Source organism: Corynebacterium choanae (genome assembly GCF_003813965.1).
Classification (GTDB): domain Bacteria; phylum Actinomycetota; class Actinomycetes; order Mycobacteriales; family Mycobacteriaceae; genus Corynebacterium; species Corynebacterium choanae.
The window spans coordinates 2,073,857-2,098,067 of sequence record NZ_CP033896.1 but is presented as its reverse complement, the minus strand read 5'-3'; the positions used below and the strand labels follow the sequence as shown (position 1 = coordinate 2,098,067).

General features: G+C 57.0%; 18 protein-coding genes. 15 read left to right on the top strand and 3 right to left on the bottom strand.

Translation table 11 applies throughout. The features are described 5' to 3' along the window. Positions 1-47 precede the first annotated feature (47 nt). On the bottom strand, positions 48-1,799 hold the full coding sequence (treS, locus tag CCHOA_RS07595; RefSeq protein WP_123929003.1) for a maltose alpha-D-glucosyltransferase: 1,752 nt from the start codon (positions 1,797-1,799) through the stop codon (positions 48-50). 198 nt (positions 1,800-1,997) lie between these two features. After that, positions 1,998-3,413, bottom strand: coding sequence for a carboxylesterase family protein (locus CCHOA_RS07590; RefSeq protein WP_123929000.1), 1,416 nt, complete (start codon positions 3,411-3,413; stop codon positions 1,998-2,000). Positions 3,414-3,761: 348 nt separating this feature from the next. On the opposite strand from CCHOA_RS07590, the gene CCHOA_RS07585 reads away from it, so the two are divergent. Both CCHOA_RS07585 and CCHOA_RS10690 read left to right on the top strand, forming a co-directional pair. After that, on the top strand, positions 3,762-4,049 hold the full coding sequence (locus CCHOA_RS07585) for a hypothetical protein (RefSeq protein WP_123928997.1): 288 nt from the start codon (positions 3,762-3,764) through the stop codon (positions 4,047-4,049). A gap of 265 nt (positions 4,050-4,314) precedes the next feature. After that, the gene (locus CCHOA_RS10690; RefSeq protein ID WP_164472422.1) at positions 4,315-4,470 is read left to right on the top strand and encodes a hypothetical protein; all 156 of its coding nucleotides are present in this window, start codon (positions 4,315-4,317) and stop codon (positions 4,468-4,470) included. 203 nt (positions 4,471-4,673) lie between these two features. On the opposite strand, the gene malQ is transcribed toward CCHOA_RS10690, so the two are convergent. Beyond that, complete coding sequence (malQ, locus tag CCHOA_RS07580; protein WP_123928995.1) at positions 4,674-6,878, bottom strand: 4-alpha-glucanotransferase; 2,205 nt, start codon at positions 6,876-6,878, stop codon at positions 4,674-4,676. A gap of 513 nt (positions 6,879-7,391) precedes the next feature. Here malQ and CCHOA_RS07575 point away from each other — a divergent pair. The 13 genes from CCHOA_RS07575 to CCHOA_RS07515 all read left to right on the top strand — a co-directional run bounded on the left by CCHOA_RS07575 (position 7,392) and on the right by CCHOA_RS07515 (position 24,123). Then, complete coding sequence (locus CCHOA_RS07575; protein WP_123928992.1) at positions 7,392-9,227, top strand: AMP-dependent synthetase/ligase; 1,836 nt, start codon at positions 7,392-7,394, stop codon at positions 9,225-9,227. Between the two features lie 993 nt (positions 9,228-10,220). Then, complete coding sequence (locus CCHOA_RS07570; protein WP_123928989.1) at positions 10,221-10,910, top strand: hypothetical protein; 690 nt, start codon at positions 10,221-10,223, stop codon at positions 10,908-10,910. Positions 10,911-11,068: 158 nt separating this feature from the next. Then, the gene (gene hemW, locus CCHOA_RS07565) at positions 11,069-12,277 is read left to right on the top strand and encodes a radical SAM family heme chaperone HemW (protein ID WP_123928986.1); all 1,209 of its coding nucleotides are present in this window, start codon (positions 11,069-11,071) and stop codon (positions 12,275-12,277) included. Positions 12,278-12,429: 152 nt separating this feature from the next. After that, entirely contained in the window at positions 12,430-13,449 is a 1,020-nt protein-coding gene (hrcA, locus tag CCHOA_RS07560; protein WP_123928983.1) for a heat-inducible transcriptional repressor HrcA, read from the top strand. Between the two features lie 368 nt (positions 13,450-13,817). Next, a complete protein-coding gene (dnaJ, locus tag CCHOA_RS07555) occupies positions 13,818-14,975 on the top strand; it encodes a molecular chaperone DnaJ (RefSeq protein WP_123928980.1) in 1,158 nt (385 codons plus the stop codon). A 147-nt stretch (positions 14,976-15,122) separates the two neighbouring features. Then, the gene (locus CCHOA_RS07550) at positions 15,123-15,977 is read left to right on the top strand and encodes a 16S rRNA (uracil(1498)-N(3))-methyltransferase (protein ID WP_123928977.1); all 855 of its coding nucleotides are present in this window, start codon (positions 15,123-15,125) and stop codon (positions 15,975-15,977) included. A 202-nt stretch (positions 15,978-16,179) separates the two neighbouring features. After that, positions 16,180-17,172: a PhoH family protein gene (locus CCHOA_RS07545; protein WP_377740003.1), complete on the top strand. Its 993-nt coding sequence runs from the start codon at positions 16,180-16,182 to the stop codon at positions 17,170-17,172. An 80-nt stretch (positions 17,173-17,252) separates the two neighbouring features. Beyond that, complete coding sequence (ybeY, locus tag CCHOA_RS07540) at positions 17,253-17,942, top strand: rRNA maturation RNase YbeY (protein ID WP_123928974.1); 690 nt, start codon at positions 17,253-17,255, stop codon at positions 17,940-17,942. A 9-nt stretch (positions 17,943-17,951) separates the two neighbouring features. Beyond that, entirely contained in the window at positions 17,952-19,274 is a 1,323-nt protein-coding gene (locus CCHOA_RS07535) for a hemolysin family protein (RefSeq protein ID WP_123928971.1), read from the top strand. Positions 19,275-19,638: 364 nt separating this feature from the next. Further along, positions 19,639-20,559 (top strand): GTPase Era, encoded by a 921-nt coding sequence (era, locus tag CCHOA_RS07530; protein ID WP_123931025.1) that lies wholly within the window; start codon positions 19,639-19,641, stop codon positions 20,557-20,559. A gap of 166 nt (positions 20,560-20,725) precedes the next feature. Beyond that, positions 20,726-21,493 carry a DNA repair protein RecO gene (gene recO, locus CCHOA_RS07525; RefSeq protein WP_123928968.1) on the top strand — a complete coding sequence of 256 codons (768 nt, stop codon included), beginning with the start codon at positions 20,726-20,728 and terminating at the stop codon, positions 21,491-21,493. A 143-nt stretch (positions 21,494-21,636) separates the two neighbouring features. Next, positions 21,637-22,383, top strand: coding sequence for an isoprenyl transferase (locus CCHOA_RS07520; protein WP_281273265.1), 747 nt, complete (start codon positions 21,637-21,639; stop codon positions 22,381-22,383). Positions 22,384-22,911: 528 nt separating this feature from the next. Further along, positions 22,912-24,123 carry a VIT1/CCC1 transporter family protein gene (locus CCHOA_RS07515; protein WP_123928961.1) on the top strand — a complete coding sequence of 404 codons (1,212 nt, stop codon included), beginning with the start codon at positions 22,912-22,914 and terminating at the stop codon, positions 24,121-24,123. Positions 24,124-24,211 lie beyond the last annotated feature (88 nt).

Here is a 24,211-nt window from a genome sequence, read left to right as displayed (position 1 = left end):
CGGCATGATCCGTCCGGCCAGCCGACCGGTTGCCGCCAAGCTTGTCGCTACTGTGAAGCTAGCTCAAACCAGAAGAAGCCATGCGGGGCGAGGGTCACCACCCACGGGTGTTCCCCGATGGCAGGAAAGACTTCGCCCCCGGTCAATTCAATGGGGGTACGGCCAATAAAATCGGCCAAATCAAGTTCAACAGACTGCGGTCTGGCAGCCATGTTATTGACACAAAGAAGTGTGTGCTCATCGGTTTCCCGGAGGAACACCAACACAGCCTCATTGCTGTGGGCAAGTTCACGGTAGCTTCCCAGCCCGAATGCGGGATGCTGCTTGCGCACATGGATCAAGTCGCGATTCCACTTCAGCAGCGAATTTTCGCTCTTCATTTGTGCTTCAACGTTGACCGCTTGAAAGCCGTAGCTCGCATTTTGGATCGCCGGTAAATACAGCTCCTCCGGATCGGCGGTGGAAAACCCGGCATTGCGGTCGGCAGACCATTGCATCGGGGTACGCACCCCGTCACGGTCACCCAGCCAAATATTGTCGCCCATTCCGATCTCGTCACCGTAGTAGAGCACCGGCGAGCCAGGAAGTGACAGCAGCAGCGCGTTGAGCAGCTCAATTTGGTTTCGATCACCATCAAGCAGAGGAGCTAGTCGGCGTCTAATTCCCACATTGGCGCGCATCCGCGGATGGGTTGCATACTGCTCATACATGTAGGCGCGTTCATCTTCGGTCACCATCTCCAACGTGAGCTCGTCATGGTTCCTTAAGAAAATGCCCCACTGGGCAGTCGCCGGAATTGGGGGAGTTGCCGCCAAAATTTCACTGATCGGTGCCCGTGATTCACGTCTGACTGCCATAAAAATTCGGGGCATGAGCGGGAAGTGGAATGCCATATGGCACTCATCGCCGGCGGTGGTTTCACCAAAATATTCCACCACATCTTCCGGCCACTGGTTTGCCTCAGCAAGAAGTACGCGACCAGGATATTCTTCGTCGACAAGCTGTCGGCAACGACGCAAAAACTCGTGGGTGCGGGGAAGATTCTCGCAGTTGGTGCCTTCTTCTTCGAAAAGATATGGCACCGCGTCGAGCCGGAAACCATCCAGCCCCAAGTCCAGCCAGAATCGCAGCACATCTAGCATTGCTTCCTGCACCTTGGGATTTTCATAGTTGAGATCCGGCTGGTGTGAGAAGAATCGATGCCAATAGTAGGCGCCGCGCTCTTTATTCCACGTCCAGTTTGAGGTTTCCGTATCGATGAAAATAATGCGGGCATCCGAATATGCGGTGTCGGTCTGATTCCACACATAAAAGTCGCCGTATGGACCGTCGGGATGTTTGCACGATTCGATAAACCAAGGGTGTGTGTCTGATGTGTGGTTGAGCACCAGATCGGTGATCACCCGGATGCCCCGCTGGTGTGCCTGGTCGACGAGTTCTACAAAGTCTTCAACGGTGCCAAACTCGGGCAGGACTTTCCGAAAGTCGCGAATGTCGTAGCCGCCGTCGCGCAGGGGTGAATCATAAAACGGCGGCAGCCAAAGGCAGTCAACTCCGAGCCATTGGAGATAGTCGAGTTTCGCAGTGAGCCCCCGCAGGTCACCTGATCCGCTGCCGGTTGAGTCGTTAAACGCCCGCACCAGCACCTCGTAGAACACAGCCTGTTTGTACCATTCCGGTGTGGATTTTTCCCACGGTGCCTCCCCGGGGGCCGGGGCTGGGGTGGGGAAGTCGTCTGCTTGCGGTTCAGCGATGACGTTACCTTTTGGTGTGGGTGGAAGCGGAACTCGATTCGACATGACTTCCAGGGTAGGGGAATTTTGCCCGCCGCGGTAACTCGGTTTTGGCCAGCAGAAAAACTGGGAGAAAAAATGGTGAAATTAGCCCATCGGTGGTGGCTTTCAGAGTTGGGTTGCGCACCCCGGCAGCTGCAGCGGCAGCTGCGCTGATGTTCCTGAGTATCTTCAGTGCAGGTGATAGTCGGTAGCTGACGCTAATCAGTGACCGGTAGAGCTGGCGGGGGTATGTTCAGCGATTGGTTTCAGTGCTGCATGGATAGGTTGCAGCGGATCATTTACTGTGGATCGGACACCGTCACGGCTGGTTAACGACACTTGCGCGGCAACTGGATTGGTCGTAGAAAAGGGTTGCCAATCCGGCTGTATTCCATGGGCGAAATCCACCAGCAGGGTGTGGGTTGTGGCGGCGGTGGCTTTCGTTGCCGCAGCTTGGTCGCGATATAGCCGCCCCATTCGTTCACTGGACAACAGATCAGGGAAAAACATCCCTAAATCGGCGCAATGCCAGGCCGGTAGTGCTGCACCGGAAGGTAGCTGACCGCCTGTAAACTGCAGCAGCCAGGTGTTCCCTGGGGCATGGTGGGTGGTGTGATCCACATATCGGGTAATCACCGAGTCACCTACTGCACGGCCGGCAACATGCTGTTTATCAATTGCGCGGCAATAGTGCAGATAGTCGTCGACTGGGCTGGTGAAACCTAAGGTTTTATGCATGAGATCTACTGCGGTGCTGCCGAGTTTCCAACCGTCAAGCTTGGCGGCTTTCGGATCGTTAGTGAATTCGTCGGCGCATTGCGTGATGAGCATGTCGATGGGGATGAGTTCCCGCGCGTCGAAGCCGGCAGGACCTACCGCCGCATCGTGAAAATATTTCTTCCGCAGCCGGTTGTAGGCTTTCGCTAATACGGGTTCGGCGGTGGCATTGAGTCCAGCTTCGCTAAAATCCCGGATTCCAGCTTTGCGAAGGGTTGCTTTGCGTTCGTCGAAGTGTTGCCGTGGAAAACCCGGTGACATTGCCACAACTCGCCGAAACAGTCCGGTGTAGTGGTCTTTGCGACACAGCCATAGGGCGATGGCTGCGCCAGCTGACTGGCCGGTGAGCGTGACGTTGCTCGGGTCACCGCCAAAATATTCAATATTGTCTTCGATCCACTTGAGTCCGAGGAGCACATCATCGACGCCCCGGTAGCGGTTGCGATCCCGCTGATCATCGGTTACCGCGAAGCCGGGCAGACCGGTGCGATAGCCGATGCTGACAAGCACCACCGGATCGGTGCCAAAGGAGTCTCCGGCTGAGAAATATCGGTCTTGATGTCCTGATTCGAAACGTCCGCCATGAATAAACACCACTACTGGAAGATCTGCTAAACCTTCGGCAGTGTCGCGTTCAGCTGCCAGCGCACCAACCGGGGTTGTTACAGTGAGCGCAACTTGTCGTGACCATGGGGTTCGACAGTCAACCGGGCTGTCAAAGGTGGCCGGTTGCGCCGGACTGAATGGGGCTGGGATATCGCAGAATGGCAGCGAATAGAAATAGTGGCGGGATGCTTCGCTCACCCCAACGACAGTGCCTTGCGGGGTGGTGACGGTTATCTCGCGTGGTTGGTTCGGCATGGGACGTCCTCACAAGTTCGACTGGCAGTCGGGGTGCCACAACTTCGTCGCAGTGTTCTTTAAACCCGCTGCTGCGGCAAACAGGTTGGGTTCAACCTTAATTGGCGCTGTCGGCGATACACCAATGTATCTGCGCAGTCGGAGGTGTTTGTCTTCGGCTCTGCGATGGTCACTTTGTGTGCTGGCGGATCCTGCACGAGCGCTACTGGGACGAGATTATTGCGGCAAACCAGCGGAGTTTGGTGTGTCAGCAGACGAAATAGCCAGCTATGATGTGGTCTAATCGGCGGTTATTGAAGTTGGTTGCGATGGCCGCTGGAAGCAACATTGGTGGAGGATTTTAGGGCAGTGCGCGATCTTGATGCGTTTATTCAATGGCTAATTGCCGCACCGCTGTGGATTCAGGCACCGATTGTTTTCGTGGTGCTCGTTGTGCTTTGTGTGGGAATCGCCATGGTGTGGCAAAGACTCATTGATGTGGTGGGTATCCGTCTGGGGCGGCGGATTGCGGGGATTCGGCAGCGAAAACTTGCCAAACCTCGCCCATCGGGTTTGCAAGATCACACCGGTCGCAGCGGTCAGCAGGTAAGAATTGTGCTCGATACTGCGCCGACAGATCGTTTCGGACGTGGATAAATTTCATCGAAAACCCAGCCGTCGGTACCAAACTATTTGGCAGGGGTGGCGGTGCGTCTTGGTGAAACAAGCTGCGGCCGCGGAGATCGTGTGGCGTTGCGGCAATTCGTTTTTCCAATATCGAATGCTCTCGCGGTACCGGTGAGATGACCGCGCCCACAGCAGGGGAGTACACTTTCGGCCAACCGTGTGAACTGTTTGGCGGTTGTAGTGCCGCCGAATGGTTTATCGCCAATAGATGTCGATGTGAAGAAAGGCATGCCTCGTGGCTGATTCGTCCCGCCCACCAGCTTCCAGTACCTCTCCGCAACCGGTACAGCCGGGTCGCCGCTATCAGCCGAAGAAAGTCACAGGGGTGAAAATTGCTTTAGCTGGGCTGATTCTGCTGGTGGTTATTGGCTGGCTCATTAGCCTGATCTAAGACAAAACCACGGCCTGGCCGGCGACAAGAACATGGCGTGCTGGCCACGGGGATTAACCACAACCACACCACAGGTTACCGCTGTTGTCTGCAGCGATGGGCGCCTGTGGTGTGGTGGTGTTGCTAGTCGGCGGGGTTGAGATTTTCCTTCCTCGTGTTTGCTTGCAGCGGCAGCTGCCGGGGTGGATACCTGCTGCGGCGAACTATTGTCGATGCGTTGCTGCGATTGCCTGGAACATCGGGTGGGACGCTAAGTCTTCAACCAACACCGGATTTCCGCTGCCGTCGCAGAGGGGGATACACCAGTTGGGGTAGAGATCCTTCGTCGTACCTGGCTGGTTTTGGGTGCGCCGGTCACCAACCATATCCACCAGTGCGGTACAGGCGAGTGCGGATGGGGTTCCGTTGATAAACCGATGCACCCCGACAAGCAGGTCTTGAACCATTGCACTGTTTGGGGCATCGCCGTCGGATGGTCGGGCACGATGTTGAAAATCAGTGTCGGCGCAGCTGGTGTCGGCGAAACATCCGGTTTCCTGCACCCGTTGCAGCACCGTGTTTTGCCAATGAAAGTCGGTAGCATATTCGGTTTCCAGATCGCTGGTGAGAATTCCTAGCTCGTGGCGTAGACGAATATGTTCCCCGGCTAAATATCCGGCCGTTGGTGGCAGATCGTGGGTGGTCACCGAGGTGAGTGCTTGCCGCCGATAGTTGTGTTGGCGGCGTGCACCACTGCCATCGGGATCACCTTCAAACCACAGCACTGAGGTTCCGCCGATACCGCGATCGTTGAGGTATTCCTGCACCCATGGTTCGAAGGTGCCGAGATCTTCACCGATGACTACCGCCCCGGCTCGTTCGGCTTCCAATGCCACAATGCCGATCATCGCTGCATGGTCATAGTTGACGTAGGCGCCGGTGAGGGGGGATTGCATGCGGGGAATCCAAAAGAGGCGGAATAATCCAAGCACATGGTCGATACGGATACCGCCCGCATGGCGCAGCACGGTGCGCAGCATATCGCGCCACGGGCCGTAGCCAGCTTCGGCAAGCTTGACGGGATGCCATGGCGGCTGGGACCAGTCTTGCCCTTGTTGGTTGTATCCGTCTGGTGGGGCGCCAACACTCGCATCAGCGACCAGCACATGGTTGAGTGTGTGCGCGGAAGCGCCAGCCGGATGTACTCCGACTGCCAGGTCGGCCATTAGCCCGATGCGCATCCCAGCTTCGGTTGCGCAGTGTTGTGCGGCGCCGAGTTGTTCATCGCACAAGAACTGCAGCCACTTGTAGAAGGTTTGCGACCGTTGAATATTTTCTGCGGAATCGTCGATCTCGGCGGGAACCGGGGCATGGGTGTCAATGCCTGCGACAGGCTGGCCGGCGGCGCGGGCAGTGAATTCGGCATTTGCGCAAAAATGGGCAAATCCGTCGAGTTCAGCGCCTTCCATGTCGCAGTAGGCGCTAAAGGCTTCTTGACGCTCGTCACTGAGTCCGGCGGCAAAGAGCAGACGAAGAGCTTGCAGTTTCGCCGCGTAGGCTTGATCACGCTGCAAAAGGGCTGCCGGGTCGCGGGGATCCCCGCAGGAAGCCTGTAGGGCGTCTACTTCGTCCCGGAGAGGTTGTGGGGCGGCCGCATATTCGGCCGTGTTTTCCGGTCGAATATAGATCGGATTGATAAAACGCCGGGAAGTCGGCAGATATGGTGAGTCTTCCACTGGGGGGAATGCTTCAGCGGCGTGCAGTGGGTTGATCAGTACAAAGTCGGCATGTGCTTGCTGTGCTGTTAGCGCGGAAAGATCAGCTAAGTCTTGAAAATCGCCAATGCCCCATGACCCGGCTGAACGCACCGAATACAGCTGAGCCATCACCCCTGACGCAGGCTTGTCCAGATAGGGATCCATGGTGGTGAGGCGGCGAGGGGTGACAACGAGTGTGCAACTGTCGGAGACGTTCGTTGATTCAAGCCGAATGGAATGCCAACCCAAGGGGAGATCCTCCGGGAGGGCAAAGGAAGCTTCCCCCCACAGCACATCGCCAACTTGGCGGGGCGCGTTGTGGTTTTCCACTTGGGTGGCTTGTGCTTGGCTGCCGTCTTCTAACACGAGGGTGACTGTTGCCTGCTCACCTTCATGTACATGCACTGGAAACACACATGGTTCGCCGGCGATGGTGACCACACACGGGGGAAGTGGACGAGAACACACATCATCGAAATGGCGTTGGATTGCACGCTCAACGTCTTCCTCGTCGGGAGGGGAACTCGGGGTTCCCAGCCGCACCCCGAGGGCGGCGAGGATTTTTATCAGGGTATCTTCGCTGGCTTCATGCCAGTTGCCGTCGGAACCCCGATAGCCGGTGGAGATGTTCTGTAGCTCTGCCAGGTGGAATAGTGCATCACGGAAACTCACATAGGTTAGTGTGCCATGTTCGCTTGGTCGGAACCACAACCAGGTGTTTTTTCGAAGGCTATTGCATACTAGGTGGCCGGTAGACGGGGTGCGATCTAGCCCATTCTGACCACAAGATGTGCGGTGTTTGCCCAGCGTGCAAGATGTAGCAGGTGTACGGTGAGGGGAACCTGCCGCCAGTTGGCAATTGCTGTTGTGTGATCGGTAACGGTTCCGGATGCCACGGTTGGCTCCATTGCGTGTCGGTGTTTGTCAGAGGGAGGACGTGGTGTCTTAGGTGCGAACCGGTTGGGGGAGCAGCAATGCGGCGGCACCCATGGTTGCGGTTAGCTATCGCGATTGGGAGGTTTGTACCATGTTTTTTATTGTGCGGATTACTCCTGGGTGATCCACCGCAAGCATATTGCCGCTCAGTGGCTTATACTCTTGGGTTTTTCCGGTGGCGCACGCTGCCTAGGAAAAACAGCTGTAACTCTTTCCCTTTTCGCTCATTATTTGTTGTAAGGAAGCATTGTGCAGGAATACGCAACCCCCGCGGCCTATGAGGTAGGCACGCATGAAACCTGTCTCACCTCGCTGATTGCCCTGTCGCAGGCGCGGCCATACGGGGTGATGTTTACCCGCCCTGACAACTATGAATGGGTCGATGTTACCGCCCGGGAGTTTGTTGATGAGGTGTTTGCTGTCGCTAAAGGGTTGATTGCAAACGGGGTCGAGCTTGGGGATCGGGTCGCGTTACTCAGCGAAACCCGCTACGAGTGGTCGCTGCTTGACTTTGCGATTTGGGCGGCTGGGGCAGTGTCTGTGCCGATCTACGGTTCGTCGTCGTTTAGTCAGATCCAGTGGATTATTGAAGATTCCGGTGCGGTGTTTGCAGTGACCGAGACTGTGGAACACACCGATTTGATGAAGCATTTAGAAATCGGTCCAAGCGGCACCCCGGATCTGCGGAGCAGTAAGTCACGACTGCGTCGAATTTTAGAGTTCAATGCGGCAGCAATCGATATTTTGAAGTTTGAAGGTCGCGGTGTGAGCGACGATGAAGTGTGGGAACGGATTCGTGCCACTACCGCCGACGATCTCGCTTCGCTGGTCTACACCTCCGGCACCACGGGGCGGCCAAAGGGCTGCCGGCTTACGCACCGTAACTGGCTTTCCGAGGTGCGTGGTCTGCTCACCCATCCGATCGGCAATATTGCCCGTCCGGGTTCGCGAGTGTTGACCTTCCTACCGCTGGCGCATGTGTTTTCCCGGGCAGTGTCGCTGGCGATCGCCATCTCGGGGGCAAGCCAATCGCACTGGTCTGATTTTTCGTCGCTGTCGGTAGAGTTTCAGCGTGCCCGGCCGAACCTTATTTTGGGTGTGCCGCGTGTCTTTGAAAAAGTTCGCAACGGCGCATACTCCAATGCGATGGATAAAGGGCCGGTGCAGGGGGCAATGTTTCTTGCAGCTGAAAAGTGTGCGCAAGAATATTCGCGGGCACTTGATACCCCGGAGGGGCCGTCCCGGGCGTTGCGGTTGAAACATGCAGGGTTTGACAAGCTGATCTATTCCAAGATTCGGGACGCTATGGGCGCGAGTGTGCAGTATGCGATCTCTGGGGGATCGGCGATGAGCCCAGATTTGCTGCATTTCTTCCGGGGCATGGGGGTTACCGTGTACGAGGGCTACGGCTTGACGGAAACAACTGCGGCAGCAGCAGTCAACTTTGACGACAACATCATCGGCACAGTAGGCCGTCCGGTCGGTGGTATGGCGGTGAAAATCAACGAAGACGGTGAGATCTGCCTGAAAGGGGAGATGCTCTTTGACGGCTATTGGAATAATCCGGATGCCACCCGGGAGGCGATTGATGCCGATGGTTGGTTTAACACCGGCGACCTGGGGGAAATCCGACCTACTGGCCATGTGGTGATCACCGGGCGTAAGAAGGATCTCATTGTTACCGCGGGCGGTAAAAATGTCTCCCCAGGCCCGTTGGAGGATCATTTGCGCAGTCACCCGCTGATTTCGCAGGCGCTGGTGGTAGGTGATGGTAAACCGTTTATCGGGGTGTTGATTGCGTTAGACGAAGAGGCGATGGGCAAATGGAAGTCTGGCCGTGGGATTGCGGCGAACAAGTCGGTGTCTGATTTGGTCACCGATCCGGTATTGCGAGCCGAGATCCAAGACGCGGTAAATAATGCAAATGCGACAGTGTCACATACTGAGTCGATTAAGCGGTTCTATATTCTTGACCGGGATTTGTCGGAGGAGGAAAACGAATTAACTCCGACGATGAAAATTAAGCGCAATGTGGTGACGCAGCGGTTCGCTAAGGAGATCGCGTTTTTATATAAGCGCCGCTAGTTGGCAGCAGGTCAAGGTTGCTTGTTGGATCGCCCCGTAGCTGTGTGTGCGGCACACCCAGCTACGGGGTTGTGTTGTGTTGGCAGACGGTTGTTTGGGCGTGGCGCGGTGTGAGGTGTGTGCTGATCGTGATGTGAGCAACAGAAACCAGAGTGGGTGATTTGCACTTGCCCGGGACTACCCGCACTTAGGTGGATCAAGATATTTGTCAAAGAAACTATCGGGGTTTCTTGTTGTGCAGGGACGATAGCTGTTGTGCAGGGGCGGAAATGGTGGCGATGTCCACCGGGAATGGGGTTTGTTGCCGTAGGAGGGGGAGTGGGGAGGACAGGGGATGGTTGGCGGGGTAGGTGCTGTGCTGTGTCAATCTCGTTGCCATGATGTATCGCAGAAGGTGGGCAAGCTACTAGACTGCTGCGTAGCAGGGTGTTCGCTGCTCGGTCGAGTTGTACTCCCAGGTGAACTGCTCCCAACCCTGCTTTGGGCCGGATAATGAACTTTTCCGCAGGAAGGTTGTTATCCTCCCACCCACCTGTTTGCGCCGTGGCCATCCACTATCCTTCCCGGAGGCCCTCGCAAACAGGTGGGTTCTTGCTGAGGTGTACGTCCGCACAGTCGGGATTTGGCGAGTTGGTCTTCGGCGGCGCGCCGAGAGTACTCTGATCCGCCACTTGGAGGGTGGATTGTTTTAAAGTTTTCTTCCAGTGTCACCGGTTTATGGTGCCGCAGCTATCAACCCGCACACCATGTGTAACGACGCTGACAATATTGTGTTTGATCAGCAGTTTTCATCGGTGTTTTGGGGAGATGCTGGTGGTGGCTAGGCCGTGATTGGGGTTTGTTCGCAAGTGTTGCAGTGGGGTGATTGGCTTTGCTGTGGTGCTTGGTGTTTGGCTGTGGACCAACCCTTGTCGCTGCGGTGGCGGAAAGCGGCCCTGCTGGTGACAGCTGGGGTGAAGCAATGGATTCGATGATGTTGTGGAGGTGCTGCTGATGCGGTTGAACTCAGCTGTGTTGCGGCACCGGGAATTAACCCAAGAAATTGGGGATATCGGCGACGAGGTCGCCACCTATATTGACCATATTGCGCAGGCTGTCGCCGACTATGACGAGGAATTGGTTGACGATACGGTGGCCGAGTTTGGGGAGATTCTTGCCGAGGCGGCGCATGATTCCCGACCGGCGATTGTGGAATTGATTGGGCTGCGGCGGGCACTACTATCAGGTTCCCGCATGACCGAAGTCACTATTCCGCGTCGCCGTCCAGGGTTGGGGGAGAAACCTGCCCCGGTGGTGTTGGACGCTGCAGCGCTGCAGCAGCAATTCCCGTTGCCGACGACAATCACCCACGCCGATTTGGTGGCTGAACAGTTGCAGGGTCGTACAGCAGCGGTCATAAGTGTGTTGGAGCACACGGCCGAATGGGTATATGACCAGGCCGCCGTGGCAAGTATCGACCCGGAGGCGGTGTTCTTCCCAACAATGCTGGCCACGGCGAACACTGCCGTGGAGCAGGCGGTGCGCTGCTGGTTGGCTACGGTGGCAGCCCCGCATCCCCGGTTTTGTCGGGCGATGCGCGGATCACAGCCGCCGCTGTTTCTGCACGAACGTGCCCGTGTCGATGCGGTGATCGCCCGGGTGCGGGCAAAAATGGCTGCCACCTCTGGGGGATTGGTCTCCTAAGACCAGCGGCATGTCCACCGCCTGGCAGCCCCTTCCGGAGATGCCCGATATCCTTGCCTGTGGCTGCGCCTGCTTCAAGGACTGTTAAGACGTGTGCGACACCGTGGATCACACCCCCATGGGAGGGTTGTAACCGGTTGCCTTTTAAGCTTGCATCCATGGCGAAATCACCCACACCGGTTACCCTGCAAGGTCACGACGATCACCTGGGGGTCTATATTCATGTGCCGTTTTGTGCATCACGCTGCGGCTACTGTGATTTCAACACTTATACAGCCAAAGAATTAGCGGGTGGTTTTAGCATCGCAGGCTATCTGGCAGCGCTATCCCAGGAACTCGAAAATGCCGCGGAAATACTTGCCGCCTCAACCACGCCACACGGTGCCGACACGGTGTTTTTCGGTGGCGGCACCCCGTCCCTGCTGGGCGCGGACACCTTAGCGCAGGTGCTCGCCGAGGTGTCCCGCACCATTGGGCTTGCCCCGAATTGTGAGATCACCACTGAAGCAAACCCGGAATCCACCAGCCCAGATTTTTTCGCCACCCTGCACGACAGTGGTTTCACCCGGGTATCCCTAGGAATGCAGTCCACGTCGTCGCGGGTGCTTTCCCTGCTGGGACGCAAGCACAGTCCCGGGCGGGCACTGCAGGCCGCCGAAGAAGCGATTGCAGCCGGATTTACTCATGTCAACCTAGACATGATCTATGGCACCCCAACGGAAACCGAAGCCGAGGTTGCCGCCACCCTCCAGGCAATTATCGAAACCGGGGTCGATCACGTCTCCGCCTATTCGCTCATTGTGGAGGCCGGCACAGCCTTTGCCCGGCGGGTAAGCCGCGGCGAACTGATCCAAACCGATGATGATGTGCTCGCCCAACGCTATGAGCTGATAGCCGCCACCCTGCAAGCGCACGGTTTTGACTGGTATGAGGTGTCGAATTGGGCGAAACCAGGTGGGCAATGTCGGCATAATCTCATCTATTGGCGCAACCGCAACTGGTGGGGTGCAGGCCCTGGTGCCCACGGCCACATCGACGGGGTGCGGCGGGTGAATGTTAAACATCCTGCCCGCTACCACAGCCTTTCCACCAAGGATCAGCTTCCCCTAGCTGAGGTGGAACATCTCACCGCGGCGGAACACCACACCGAAACAGTAATGGTGGGGTTGCGCCTCGTCGAAGGGATCGACGCTACGATTATTGATCCCCGCGCCTATCCGACGATCAACGATTTTGTGCAGCGTGGACTGCTGCACCAGTGGGATGATCCAACTACCGGCCAGCGAAGAATCGCAGTTACCGACCGGGGCCGGCTGCTCGCCGACGGAATCATCGCCGAAATCCTCATCAGCGAAGAATCCGCCTAGCGCCGCGACGCCGAGCCGGCAACAGCGAGAACACCAGCGGACAGCTGCACGACACCTCGCCACCCAGGAGCCGCCAGCAGCGCACAACAGATTTGTGCGCTGCTGGCGAACGAGTACCCAACCCGTAGCCCAGGTGGGCTAGATTATTGGCTATGACCAGTGCTACTGATCGCCGACGCGTGGAAGTATTACGCGCAATTGTGGCTGACTACATCGCCTCCCAGGAACCAGTCGGTTCCAAACGGCTGGTACAACGTCACGGGCTCGATGTGTCACCGGCCACCATTCGCAACGATATGGCACACCTGGAACGGGAAGGCTATATCGTGCAACAACACACCTCCTCCGGGCGGATCCCCACCGAAAAAGGCTACCGGCTCTTTGTCGACACCCTCACCGAGGTCAAACCCCTCTCCGGGCCGGAACGGCGCGCCATCGTCACCTTCCTTGAAGGTGGCGTTGACACCGAAGATGTTCTTCGTCGCAGCGTCCAACTGCTCTCCCAGCTCACCCGGCAAGCTGCCGTCGTCCAACTTCCACAGCTCACCATCTCCACCGTGCTCCACCTGGAAGTAGTACCGCTGGCAACCACCCGCTGGCTACTGGTGGTGATTCTTAACACTGGACGAGTCGAACAGCGCTACGTCGATTTTGCACATCCTGTCGCCGAAAGCGACGTCGAACGGGTAAAAACCGTGCTCTCCCAAGCCCTCGTCGGCAACACTGTCGCCAAAGCCGCACAAGACGTGAAAACCCTGCGGGATGCCCCACCACCAGGATTAGCGCACCCCGTCGCCGCCTGCGTCACCACCCTGCTCGAAACACTCGTCGAAGCCCCCCGGGAAAAACTCCTTCTCGCAGGAACCGCTAACCTCAGCGCAAACTTTCCCACCGGGCTCACCGACGTCCTCGACGCTCTCGAAGAACAAGTCGTCGTCCTTCGACTCATGGCTACCGCCCAAGAAACCGGTGCGGTACAAGTTTCCATTGGGGGTGAAACCCAAGCAGAACCGCTGCGCCGGGCTGCAGTCGTCACCGCCGGATACGGGCAAGACGACACCCCACTGGGGGCAATGGCTGTGGTCGGACCGACCTTTATGGACTATCCGGCAACGATGGCAAAACTCGCCGCAGTCGCCCGCTACGTCTCCCGGATCCTCGGCACCGACTAGGCGAAACCATCCACCACCGCTGCCAGACCATCCACGGCAGTTGAACAAGACAACAACAACCCAACCTAAGAACACCCGCCAAGTTTTCAGTACGCCCCCAATTCGCGATACAGTTGTTGCACGTTTTTGACACGAAAACCACCACCTCGGCGCACCAGCACGCGGCTTACAACACCGTAGCCCCACTTCGCGCCGGGAATATCTCGAACCCGGAGCGACGTTGCTGCCTATGCGAGAAGCTCGTACCCTCCAGGGAACGTTGCACACTGTCGCAACGATCCCTGGAAAGCAACGAATAAGTCCAACTTTTGACATCTACTATCCGCATACACAACACAGAATTTTTAAGTAAGGAACACTGATCGGCTGTGGCCAAAGATTATTACGGCATTCTAGGTGTTGACCAGCAGGCAACTGATTCAGAAATCAAAAAAGCCTACCGGCGGCTTGCCCGGAAATATCATCCGGATGTCAACCCCAGCGACGAAGCAGCAGAACGCTTCCGGGAAATCTCCCAAGCCCAAGAAGTGCTACTTGACCCGAACAAGCGTCGTATGGTCGACGCAGGTCACGATCCGCTCGCCGAACCTCAACACGGTTACGGCGGTGGCTTCGGTGGGGGCTTCGGCGGCGGCTTCGACCTCGGCGACCTATTCGGTGCCTTCTTCGAAGGCCAAGGCGAAACCGGCCCCATCCCGCGTGTACGTCGCGGCGAAGACAGCCGCATGGCGTTCCCGATCAGCTTGGCGGAAGCCTACACCGGGGTAGATAAAAAAATCACCGTCGACACTGCAGTGATCTGCCCCGACTGTGACGGCTCCGGGTCGAAAACCCACCAGGAACCTGTCACCTGTCAACAATGCACCGGATCCGGTCATGTGCGCGCAACCCAACGCAGCTTCCTTGGCAATATGGTGACCGTCGCACCATGCCCCGCCTGCGCCGAAACCGGCCAGATCATCCCCGACCCGTGCCCCACCTGCGAATCCGACGGACGAGTACGCAGCCGCCGCAGCATGCAAGTCCATATACCTGCCGGTGTCGAAAGCGGAATGCGCATCCGCCTACAAGGCAACGGGGAAGTAGGACCCGGCGGCGGCCCTGCTGGTGACCTCTATCTGCACATTCAAGTCGCCGACGATCCCACCTTCACCCGCGACAACGAACACCTCCTTGCAACCGTCCAAATGTCCATCGTGGACGCCTGCCTCGGCACCACAGTCGGCCTCACCCTGCCAGACGGAAGCCAAGAAACCATCACCGTCCCCGCCGGCACCCAACCCGAAGACACGGTAGTCGTGCACGGCAAAGGCATGCCGACCATGCAGCGCGAAGGCGAACGCGGCGATCTTATCGTCCGCTTCGTGATGAAAGTTCCCACCGAACTCGACAGCAAAACCCGCAAAACCCTCAGCCAACTGCGTGACCGGCGCGGATACGAACCGGCAAAAGTTATCAGTCGCGAAGACAGCGACAACCACCTGTTCACTCGAATCGGAAACTTTTTCCGCGGCCGCAACGCGTAACCTCGCATCAGCGGCAAACATCCCACCGGCCGCGGAAAACACCGCCGGCACACCACCTCCGGTGATGCCGGATCCCGGTGGACTCTGCCCGGTGGGGCGCGCCGGGGATTTTTGGGTATCGGATATTGGACAAGAAAAGAACCCGCCATGACCTATCCACTGTTTCTCGCTGCAGGCTGTCCCGCTACTCCGCAAGCAGTACACACTGCTGCCGACCAGCTACAACAGCCAGCCGGCCACACCATCGAATTGGGCGGCCCGGAAGGCTATCACGCAGTCACAGTGAAACGCATCACCGTCGGGGAAATCATCACCATCAGCAACGGCTGCGGGGTCGCCGCCGACTGTGAAGTCACCGCAATCAGCGGCAAAGACCATCTCACCGCCACTATTGTGCGCACCATTGACGACCCGGGGCGGATCAGTGCACCAAGCGTCACTGTCGTGCAAGGCCTACCGAAAAACGATCGCCTCGACGCCACCTTGGAAAACCTCACCCAATTCGGGGTCGCGACCGTCATCCCCTGGCAGGCAAGCCGCAGCATTGTGAAATGGAAAGGCGCCAAAGCTGACAAAGCAGCAGCAAAATGGCAGGCCATCTGTCAGGAAGCTGCCAAACAATCCCGGCGTCTCTTTGTGCCACAAGTAGCAGAACTCCACACTACTCACACGCTTGCCGCCCACATCGCTGCATTTACCGCTGCCGGTGGTAAAGCCTATATTTTGCACGAAAATGCCGCCGCAAGCCTGTCCGACCAACTCCGCCATGATCTTCCACCGGCATCCACCACCGGAGACCCCAGCACAACTGATCACCAAATCCCCCACACACCGGGTGTGCTCTGTGTAGTAGGACCCGAAGGGGGAATCAGCGACAAGGAAGTAGACGAACTGAAACAAGCCGGCGCGCAACCCGTCCTCCTTGGCGCAGAAGTGCTGCGCACCGCCACCGCCGGGGCTGCAGCACTCGCAGTGATCAACGTGCACCAAGGCCGTTGGTAAACCACCCCCAACTCGTCTGTCTAGTGCACCCGCCCTCGTCGTCACCCGGATAACCACAGTATCGTTTAGTTCGAAAACCCTACCCACAGCAGCAACGCACAAAAATCCGCGTCACCGCTGTGCTGCCGGATTGATACCAGCCTGGTATCGACCCCACCCACAGGAGAAAGAGGTACGCCGCCCAGTGTCGGAACCCCAATCGATCATCAGCTGCCCCTACGTTTTTCACAATGACACCGCTGCCGCCGTACTAGGGCCAGGCGATGGAACCATAGCCACACTCGAAAACCTCACCGGGGTACAAATTCACGTCCGGGGTCTTGACGCCACCCTGCAAGGACCCGCCCATCGGGTTGCTCGTGCCGTCCACATCCTCAACGAACTCCAGGCAATGGCGCGCCGCGGCCACGAAATCTCCACCACCACGGTGAAACAAACCGCTGCCATGATCGACACCACCCGGCCGATCACCGTCGCCGAAGAAGTCAGCGGTGACATCGTTTCCCGCAAAGGTAAAGTAGTGCGGGCTAAAACCCCCGGCCAACAACACTATGTCTCCGCGATCGACGACAACACCATCATTTTCGGCATTGGTCCGGCCGGCTCCGGGAAAACTTATCTTGCTGTCGCGAAAGCTGTACAAGCCTTGCATCGGCGAGAAATCTCCCGCATCATCCTCACCCGCCCAGCGGTTGAAGCTGGTGAAAAGCTCGGTTTCTTGCCCGGCACCCTCAACGAAAAAATCGATCCATATCTTCGTCCACTCCACGACGCACTCCGCGATATGATCGACGCCGACACGATCCCGAAACTTATGGAAGCAGGGGTCATCGAAGTAGCCCCGCTGGCCTATATGCGTGGACGCACCCTCAACGATGCATTCGTCATCTTGGATGAGGCACAAAACACCACCCCGGCACAGATGAAAATGTTCCTCACTCGCCTGGGATTCGGCTCCAAAATGGTGGTCACCGGTGACATCACCCAGCTTGACCTGCCCCGCGGTCAACACAGCGGACTTCGGGTAGTGCGCAATATTCTGCGAAACGTCGACGGGGTAGCATTCTGCGAGATGAACTCCGAAGACGTGGTTCGGCATCATCTCGTCGGAGCGATCGTTGACGCCTACGCTGATTGGGAAGAACGTGGCAACACACCACCGGAAGCAAACCCGGATACTGCCACCGACAACTAGCGTCGCATCGAAGCGCGCATTACTGCCGCTCAAACCCGCATCACCACGGCGAAACCGCACCCCTCTCCAAAGGAAACCCCATGTCAATCGAAGTGTTCAACGAAGATCCCAGTTTGCCTGTGAACGAAGCTATGCTCATCGATGTTGCCAGCTTTGCGCTGGCAAAAATGGATGTGCATCCGGCTGCTGAACTGGCCATCATGATCGTCGACGAACCAACGATCGAGGGAATGCATGAACAATGGCTTGGTCTCCCAGGTCCTACCGATGTAATGAGTTTTCCGATGGATGGATACTCTGCGGTGACCTCCCGGCCTGACACCCCGGATGCGATGCCCATGTCGCTAGGGGATATTGTGCTATGCCCAGTATTCGCCGAAAAACAAGCTAAACGGGCTGGTCACGACCTTGCACATGAATTGGCGCTGCTCACTGTGCACGGCGTGTTGCATGTGCTCGGCTACGATCATGTCAAACCTGAAGAAGAACAAACCATGTTCGGGCTGCAAAACACCATTCTTCGCGCCTGGTATGACCATCTAGCAGAAACCGGAGAAACCTATCATCCCCGGCCGGACAACGAACAGGCGTTCCCAACCGCTGCCGACCGCCTTGATCTTGATCGACAAATGGCTGAGGATGGACGGATCCCGGCAGTAGCGCTATCCCCTGAAGACACCAACAACCAGCAGCAACCAGCCGATCCGACCGAGGGGGCTGAAGATCAACCAACCACCGATCCGAACAATGATCATCCAGGTCGGAAATAACGCTCACCTATGAACGACGCAACCTTAATCCTTGGGGCTATCGCGGCGATGATCGCCTCTGGTGCGATCGGCTCCATTGAAACAGCCCTGTCCGGGATCTCCCGTGCCCGAGTTGAAGAATTGCATCGGGAAGAAAAACCCGGTGCCGCCCAGCTGTTGACGGTGATTGATCGCCGTGCTGATCACATCAATCTGCTTGTGCTGCTGCGAACTGCGCTGGAAGCAACAGCGGCCGTGTTTGTAGCGCTGCTGGCGGTGACATTTATCACCGATCGAAAACTTGCCGCCACCGTTGCGGTAGCTGCCATTACCTTTGTTTCCTATGCGGTCGTCGGCGTCTTATCTCGCACCATCGGACGGAAAAATCCGTACACGGTGTCGCTGAACTCGGCACAAGTGTTGTCGGTATTGGCGTTTCTGTTAGGGCCAATATCGAAAATTCTTATTTTCGTCGGAAACACCCTGGCTCCTGGTGAAGGGTTGAAAGCAGGTCCGTTCGCCAGTGAAGTCGAATTACGTGAAATGGTTGACATCGCCCAAGAGCACGGGGTCGTTGAGGTCGGCGAGCGCCGCATGATTCAATCGGTGTTCGACTTGGGAACAACGACTGCCCGCTCAGTGATGGTTCCTCGCCCGGAGATGGTGTGGATCGAATCGGTGGCAACTGCCGGCGATGCGACCCGACTGTGTGTCCGATCAGGGCTGTCGCGACTCCCTGTTATTGGTGAAACCGTCGACGATATCGTCGGTGTGGTGTATCTCAAAGATCTGGTGCAAAAAACCTACAGTTCCACTGATTCTGGTTCCTCTGTTCAAGTCACCGACGTGATGCGACCGGCGTATTTTGTGCCAGATTCGAAGAATCTCGATGATCTGCTGCGCGAAATGCAGGTGAAGCGATGCCATTTGGCGATGCTCGTCGACGAATACGGCGGTATTGCAGGGCTGTTATCGATTGAAGACATTTTGGAAGAGATCGTCGGTGAGATCGCCGACGAATATGATTCAGCTGAACGCGCCCCGGTTGAACATCTTGGGCAGCGCAGCTATCGGGTGCTTGCCCGGCTGTCGCTGGAAGATTTACACGATCTCATCGTGGAAGAATACGGGGTGGATCTTGTCTTCGATGATGAGGTGGAAAACGAGGTGGAAACCGTCGCCGGTTTGATCTCCTACGAGGAGGGCAGGGTGCCACTACCGGGGTCGACTGTGAGTATTGCCGGTCTCACACTGACTGCCGAGGGTGGGAAAGATCGGCGAGGCCGCAATAAGATCGCCACGGTCAAGGTTGATGTTGAAGACGCCTTGTTCGACACTCCCGCCGAGGTGTAGTTGCCACTAGGACAACGCCAGTGGTTGCGACAGCAGGAATTTTTCTTGCTGCTGGTAGCATGGGCAGCGCTAGGTGCACAGTGCTGCAAACCAGCGCCGCCCCTGGACTGCGTTAGTGTCTTGGTGTTGCTGCTTTGTGCCTCATGCATCCCCGCAACGGTTGCGAAACCGTCGGTGTACAACGGTCTCACGCGAAGAATTACTACCAGCAATAATGCAAAGTGTTAGCTGTTGCTTTACTCCGCCGCGAGTAAATGGCGGCAGCGCAGTGTGTGTGATCACGTTGCAAAAGGGGAATAACCCCAGGTATTCACTACATACGGAAGATGGATGATCGAGGAAGCCAACGCTGACTCGCACTATGATGACAAACTTTACCGATACCCCAGAAGGTTTCCGCTCCGGGTTTGTGTCCTTTGTGGGACGCCCAAACACCGGCAAGTCAACGCTGACGAATGCGCTGGTTGGGCAGAAAATTGCGATTACAGCCGACCAGCCGGAAACCACCCGCCATCCGATTCGTGGCATCGTGCATCGGCCGAATGCCCAAATCATTGTGGTTGACACTCCCGGTTTGCACCGGCCACGAACACTGCTGGGGGAGCGGCTTAACGAAATGGTGAAAGACACCTATTCGGATGTGGATGTGATTGCTGTGACGATCCCGGCCGATGAAAAAATCGGACCCGGCGATCGCTGGATTTTGGAGGCTGTACGGAAAGTCGCCCCCAACACCACGCTGCTCGGGGTCGTCACCAAAATCGACAAGGTCGGCCGGGATCGGGTTATGGTGCAGCTGCAGGCATTACATGATCTGCTCGGCGGGGACTGCGAAGTGGTACCGGTGTCAGCGGTGGAAGACACGCAGGTGGACGTGTTGGCTGATGTGATTGTTTCGCTGCTGCCCGAAGGGCCAAAATTTTATCCTGATGATCACATCACCGATGACGACACCCGTACCCGCATGGCAGAATATATTCGCGAAGCTGCGCTGCAGGGGCTGCGTGACGAACTGCCGCACTCGGTTGCCGTAGAGATTGATGAGATTACCGAAAACGATGAGCGGCCGGGTGTGTTAAACGTGCACGCGATCATCTACCTGGAGCGGGAGGGGCAAAAACGCATCCTGGCAGGCAAAGATAATCGTCGCCTCAATCGGATTATGTCGACTTCCCGCAAACAGATCATCGAACTGCTGGGGCAAAACGTGTATCTCGATTTGCGGATGAAGGTATTGAAAAACTGGCAGTCAGATCCGAAAGCGCTCGGTCGCCTCGGGTTTTAACACTGGCCGGTTTGATCCGTGAACCGACCCGCCTGGTAGTCGCATATCGGCTCTGGGTTGGTGCAACCTATGCGAGTGAACGTGTGCCGTCAGCTCGGTTTTGGTCACTTGCGGCTAACAGCAGTGTTGTTCACTGGTTTGTTTCGATACCACAGCAAGGAGTGCAGTGCCGTCCCGGGAACACTACAAAGATGAAGCGTTTGTAGTGCGCACCCATGATTTTGGGGAAGCTGATCGGATCGTCGTTTTGCTCACCCGGGATCACGGCCTGGTGCGGGCTGTGGCGAAAGGGGTTCGGCGAACGAAAAGTCGGTTCGGTTCCCGGATTCAACGGTTCGTCCAGCTTTCGATGCTGCTGTATCCTGGCCGAAATTTAGCCTTGATTGCCGAGGCCGATACGATTGCCTACTTTGGGGCTGGCATCATCGAAGACTACAACCGTTATACGGCTGGCTGTGCGGCATTGGATTGTGCTGCAGCGGTGGTCGGCGTGGCGGAAGGTGAAGCTGAGATTTTCGATGAAGTCGCCCAGTTTTTTCAATATCTGCAACATGCGGCTGATCCGGTACTGCTGTTAGATGCATTGTTGCTTCGTCTGATGCGTCATGCAGGATGGGCTCCTAGTTTGTTTGATTGTGCCAATTGCGGTGATCCTGGCCCCCATTGCGCGTTTGCACCTGCCGCGGGGGGTGCGGTGTGTAGCCAATGTCGGCCGGTTGGCTCGATGAAACCCGCGCCTGCGGTGTTGCGGTTGATGTGGCATATGGCCAATCGTGATCTCGCGACTATCGCACCTACGGCGTCTCAGCTAGGTGAAGTGTTTCCCGGGGGGAGTACTGCTTTGTGTGCGGAAGCACATCGGCTCACTCGGGCGCATTTGCAATATCATTTGGAACGCAATTTTGTCAGCTTGGCGATGCTGTCTGAGGACTAGTGGTGAGAAGGCGGTTTTCGAAGCCCACGCAAGGGTGGGGCTGTGTCGTGGAGGTTGCAAGCGTTTCTTCAGCAATGCCCGAAACGTCGTGCAAGCATATGGTTGTTGTTCAGTGATCGGGGAAGTTTGGCACAATGGTGAATGTGAATGCATCCGTTGCGCCGCCACCGGCTATTGATCCCCAGTTCATTCCTCGTCATATTGCGCTCGTTATGGACGGCAATGGCCGTTGGGCGCAAGAACGCGGCTTGCCTCGAACTGAGGGGCATAAGCGCGGCGAACAGGTGCTGTTGGAAGTGGTAGACGCCTGTATTGCACTTGGCGTCGAGTATCTGTCAGCGTATGCGTTTTCAACTGAGAATTGGCGTCGTTCCGCTGACGAGGTGCGCTTCCTTATGGGGTTCAACCGCGACGTACTGCGGCGGCAGCGTGACGGGTTGCACGAAAAAGGTGTTCGTGTTCGGTGGGCGGGTCGTCGTCCCCGGTTGTGGCGGTCGGTGATCCGTGAGTTAGAAGCAGCAGAAGAGTTAACAAAAGACAACACCACCATGACGTTGGCGATGTGTGTTAACTATGGCGGTCGTGCAGAGATTGTTGATGCCGCGCGTGCTATCGCTGAACAGGTGCAACAGGGCAGGCTGCGGCCTGACCAGATCACTGAGGGATTGTTCCCACAGTTTTTGGATGAACCAGATATGCCCGATGTTGACCTGTTTTTGCGTCCATCCGGTGAGCAGCGCACCTCGAATTTCTTGCCATGGCAGGCCGCATACGCGGAATTGGTGTTCCAAGATAAGCTGTTTCCGGATTTCACCGCTGAAGATGTCTACGCAGCCGTATTGGAGTATGCACACCGTGACCGTCGCTTTGGCGGTGTGAAAAACCCGTAGCTATTTGCTGTGAGCGTCCGCATCATCCTGGTTAATTGCAGCGCTGCTCGAATGGTCACCGCTCACCATGGTTGGCAGGTTTTCGGACGTGTGGCGGAATTGCGTGGCCTGCAGTGTGACGCGTGTGTGTGGTGTGGGTGCGCGGTTTCGTCGGTGATGTGCGTCTGGGAACGTCGCCCGCGGTAGACGGCGCATTGATCGCTGCAGGTACGGCGGTAGGATGCGGCGCAACGGTATTGCGCGACCATCCCGGGAGTCACCTGGTAACCGCAGGTGAAGCGAAGAGGTTGTGCAAGGACTACTCCGATAACCAGTGTGTGGCCAGAGGTGTCGCAGCCGGCGATGCAACGTCTGTCTGGCGCTAGTTTTATGTGGGGTGCGAAGCCTCGAGCGATGGCTGCCCGGATTTCTCAGGGATCCTGGGAGCGACCTGTGAGTCGTGTGCTTGACCTGGTAAGGTTCCTTTGTTGCTACAGGGATGTTCTGCGGCGGCTGTTGTTGAATTGCAATCGATCGAGAGTGACCAGAATGAGCCAGGATTCGTCGACTGGGCAGCTACCTGCGGACAATACGGGTGAAGATGGTTCGCTGTCTGCGGCAGCAGATGGTGCAGCAGGGGGAGTGGTTCGGCACGATGCGCCTGTCTCAAAATCCCAGATTCGACGGTGGCGTAAATATTTAGCGGATGAACGAGCCGAAGCGGCAGTATATCGGGAATTAGCACGTCGGAAAACAGGTGAGGAACGGCAGATTCTGCTGGATATTGCTGCTGCTGAGGCACGCCACGAACAGTATTGGCAGCAGCGGCTGGGGGAACATGTTGGTCTTCCGCAGGCAGCAAGTTTGAAAACTCGGCTGCTTGCAGTGTTGGCGAAACGGTTCGGGACAGTATTTACATTGGCGTTGATGCAGTCGGCGGAAACCCGTACCCCGTATGAGACGGATGCTGATGCGACCGAACAGATGGCAGCCGATGAGCGGGTGCATGCCGAAGTGGTTCGCGGGTTGGCGGCACGTGGCCGGGAGAAAATGTCCGGTAATTTTCGGGCTGCTGTATTCGGTCTCAACGACGGGTTAGTGTCAAACCTGGCCTTGGTGCTGGGTGTGGTTGGTGCAACCACCGACAATGGGCTAATCGTGCTCACCGGGGTGTCAGGTCTTCTCGCTGGGGCATTGTCAATGGGGGCAGGGGAGTATATTTCGGTTTCCTCCCAGCGGGAATTACTCGAGGCCTCCGCCCCTGATCCGGAAACCTCCCGTCGGCTGCCAGAGTTGGATGTCAACGAAAACGAGTTGGCGTTGGTGTACCGGGCACGTGGGATGGCGATTGATGAAGCAGAAGAAAAGGCTCGCCATTTACTTGACCAGGTTGCTGCATCCCGTAGTAAGCCTGCTTTAGAGGACACGGGTCGTCTAGGGGATGTCATCGGGGCGGTTGCTCAAGATACCGACAACGAGATCGTTGGTTCTGGGATGGCTGCTGCAATCAGTTCGTTTCTGTTTTTCGCCACTGGTGCGGCGATTCCCGTACTCCCGTTTTTCTTTGGATTGGCAACTTCCACGGCGGCGATCGTCTCCGGGGTGTTGGTGGGTATCGCGCTGCTGTGTACCGGGGCGATTGTTGGCATGCTCGGCGGGGTGTCTCCGCTGCGGAAAGCGATCATCCAACTGGCGATTGGGCTGGGGGCAGCGGCAGTCACCTACGGGTTGGGAAGCGTCCTTGGTGTGCAACTGGGATAGGGAACTGGGCTCACAGTAGTCACCACTGCCGTGGGCAGGTGTTGAGCGTTGTCAAATGTGGTGCTTGTCCGGTGGCGCCGACGCTCGG

What these genes read in the sequence shown, in the direction of transcription:
- CCHOA_RS07535 (WP_123928971.1), top strand. Translation starts at nt 17,952, where the DNA reads ATGAACGACGCAACCTTAATCCTTGGGGCTATCGCGGCGATGATCGCC.
- CCHOA_RS07515 (WP_123928961.1), top strand. Translation starts at nt 22,912, where the DNA reads ATGAGCCAGGATTCGTCGACTGGGCAGCTACCTGCGGACAATACGGGT.
- CCHOA_RS07590 (WP_123929000.1), bottom strand. Translation starts at nt 3,413, where the DNA reads ATGCCGAACCAACCACGCGAGATAACCGTCACCACCCCGCAAGGCACT.
- hemW (WP_123928986.1), top strand. Translation starts at nt 11,069, where the DNA reads ATGGCGAAATCACCCACACCGGTTACCCTGCAAGGTCACGACGATCAC.
- CCHOA_RS07570 (WP_123928989.1), top strand. Translation starts at nt 10,221, where the DNA reads ATGCGGTTGAACTCAGCTGTGTTGCGGCACCGGGAATTAACCCAAGAA.
- treS (WP_123929003.1), bottom strand. Translation starts at nt 1,799, where the DNA reads ATGTCGAATCGAGTTCCGCTTCCACCCACACCAAAAGGTAACGTCATC.
- hrcA (WP_123928983.1), top strand. Translation starts at nt 12,430, where the DNA reads ATGACCAGTGCTACTGATCGCCGACGCGTGGAAGTATTACGCGCAATT.
- ybeY (WP_123928974.1), top strand. Translation starts at nt 17,253, where the DNA reads ATGTCAATCGAAGTGTTCAACGAAGATCCCAGTTTGCCTGTGAACGAA.
- era (WP_123931025.1), top strand. Translation starts at nt 19,639, where the DNA reads ATGACAAACTTTACCGATACCCCAGAAGGTTTCCGCTCCGGGTTTGTG.
- CCHOA_RS07550 (WP_123928977.1), top strand. Translation starts at nt 15,123, where the DNA reads ATGACCTATCCACTGTTTCTCGCTGCAGGCTGTCCCGCTACTCCGCAA.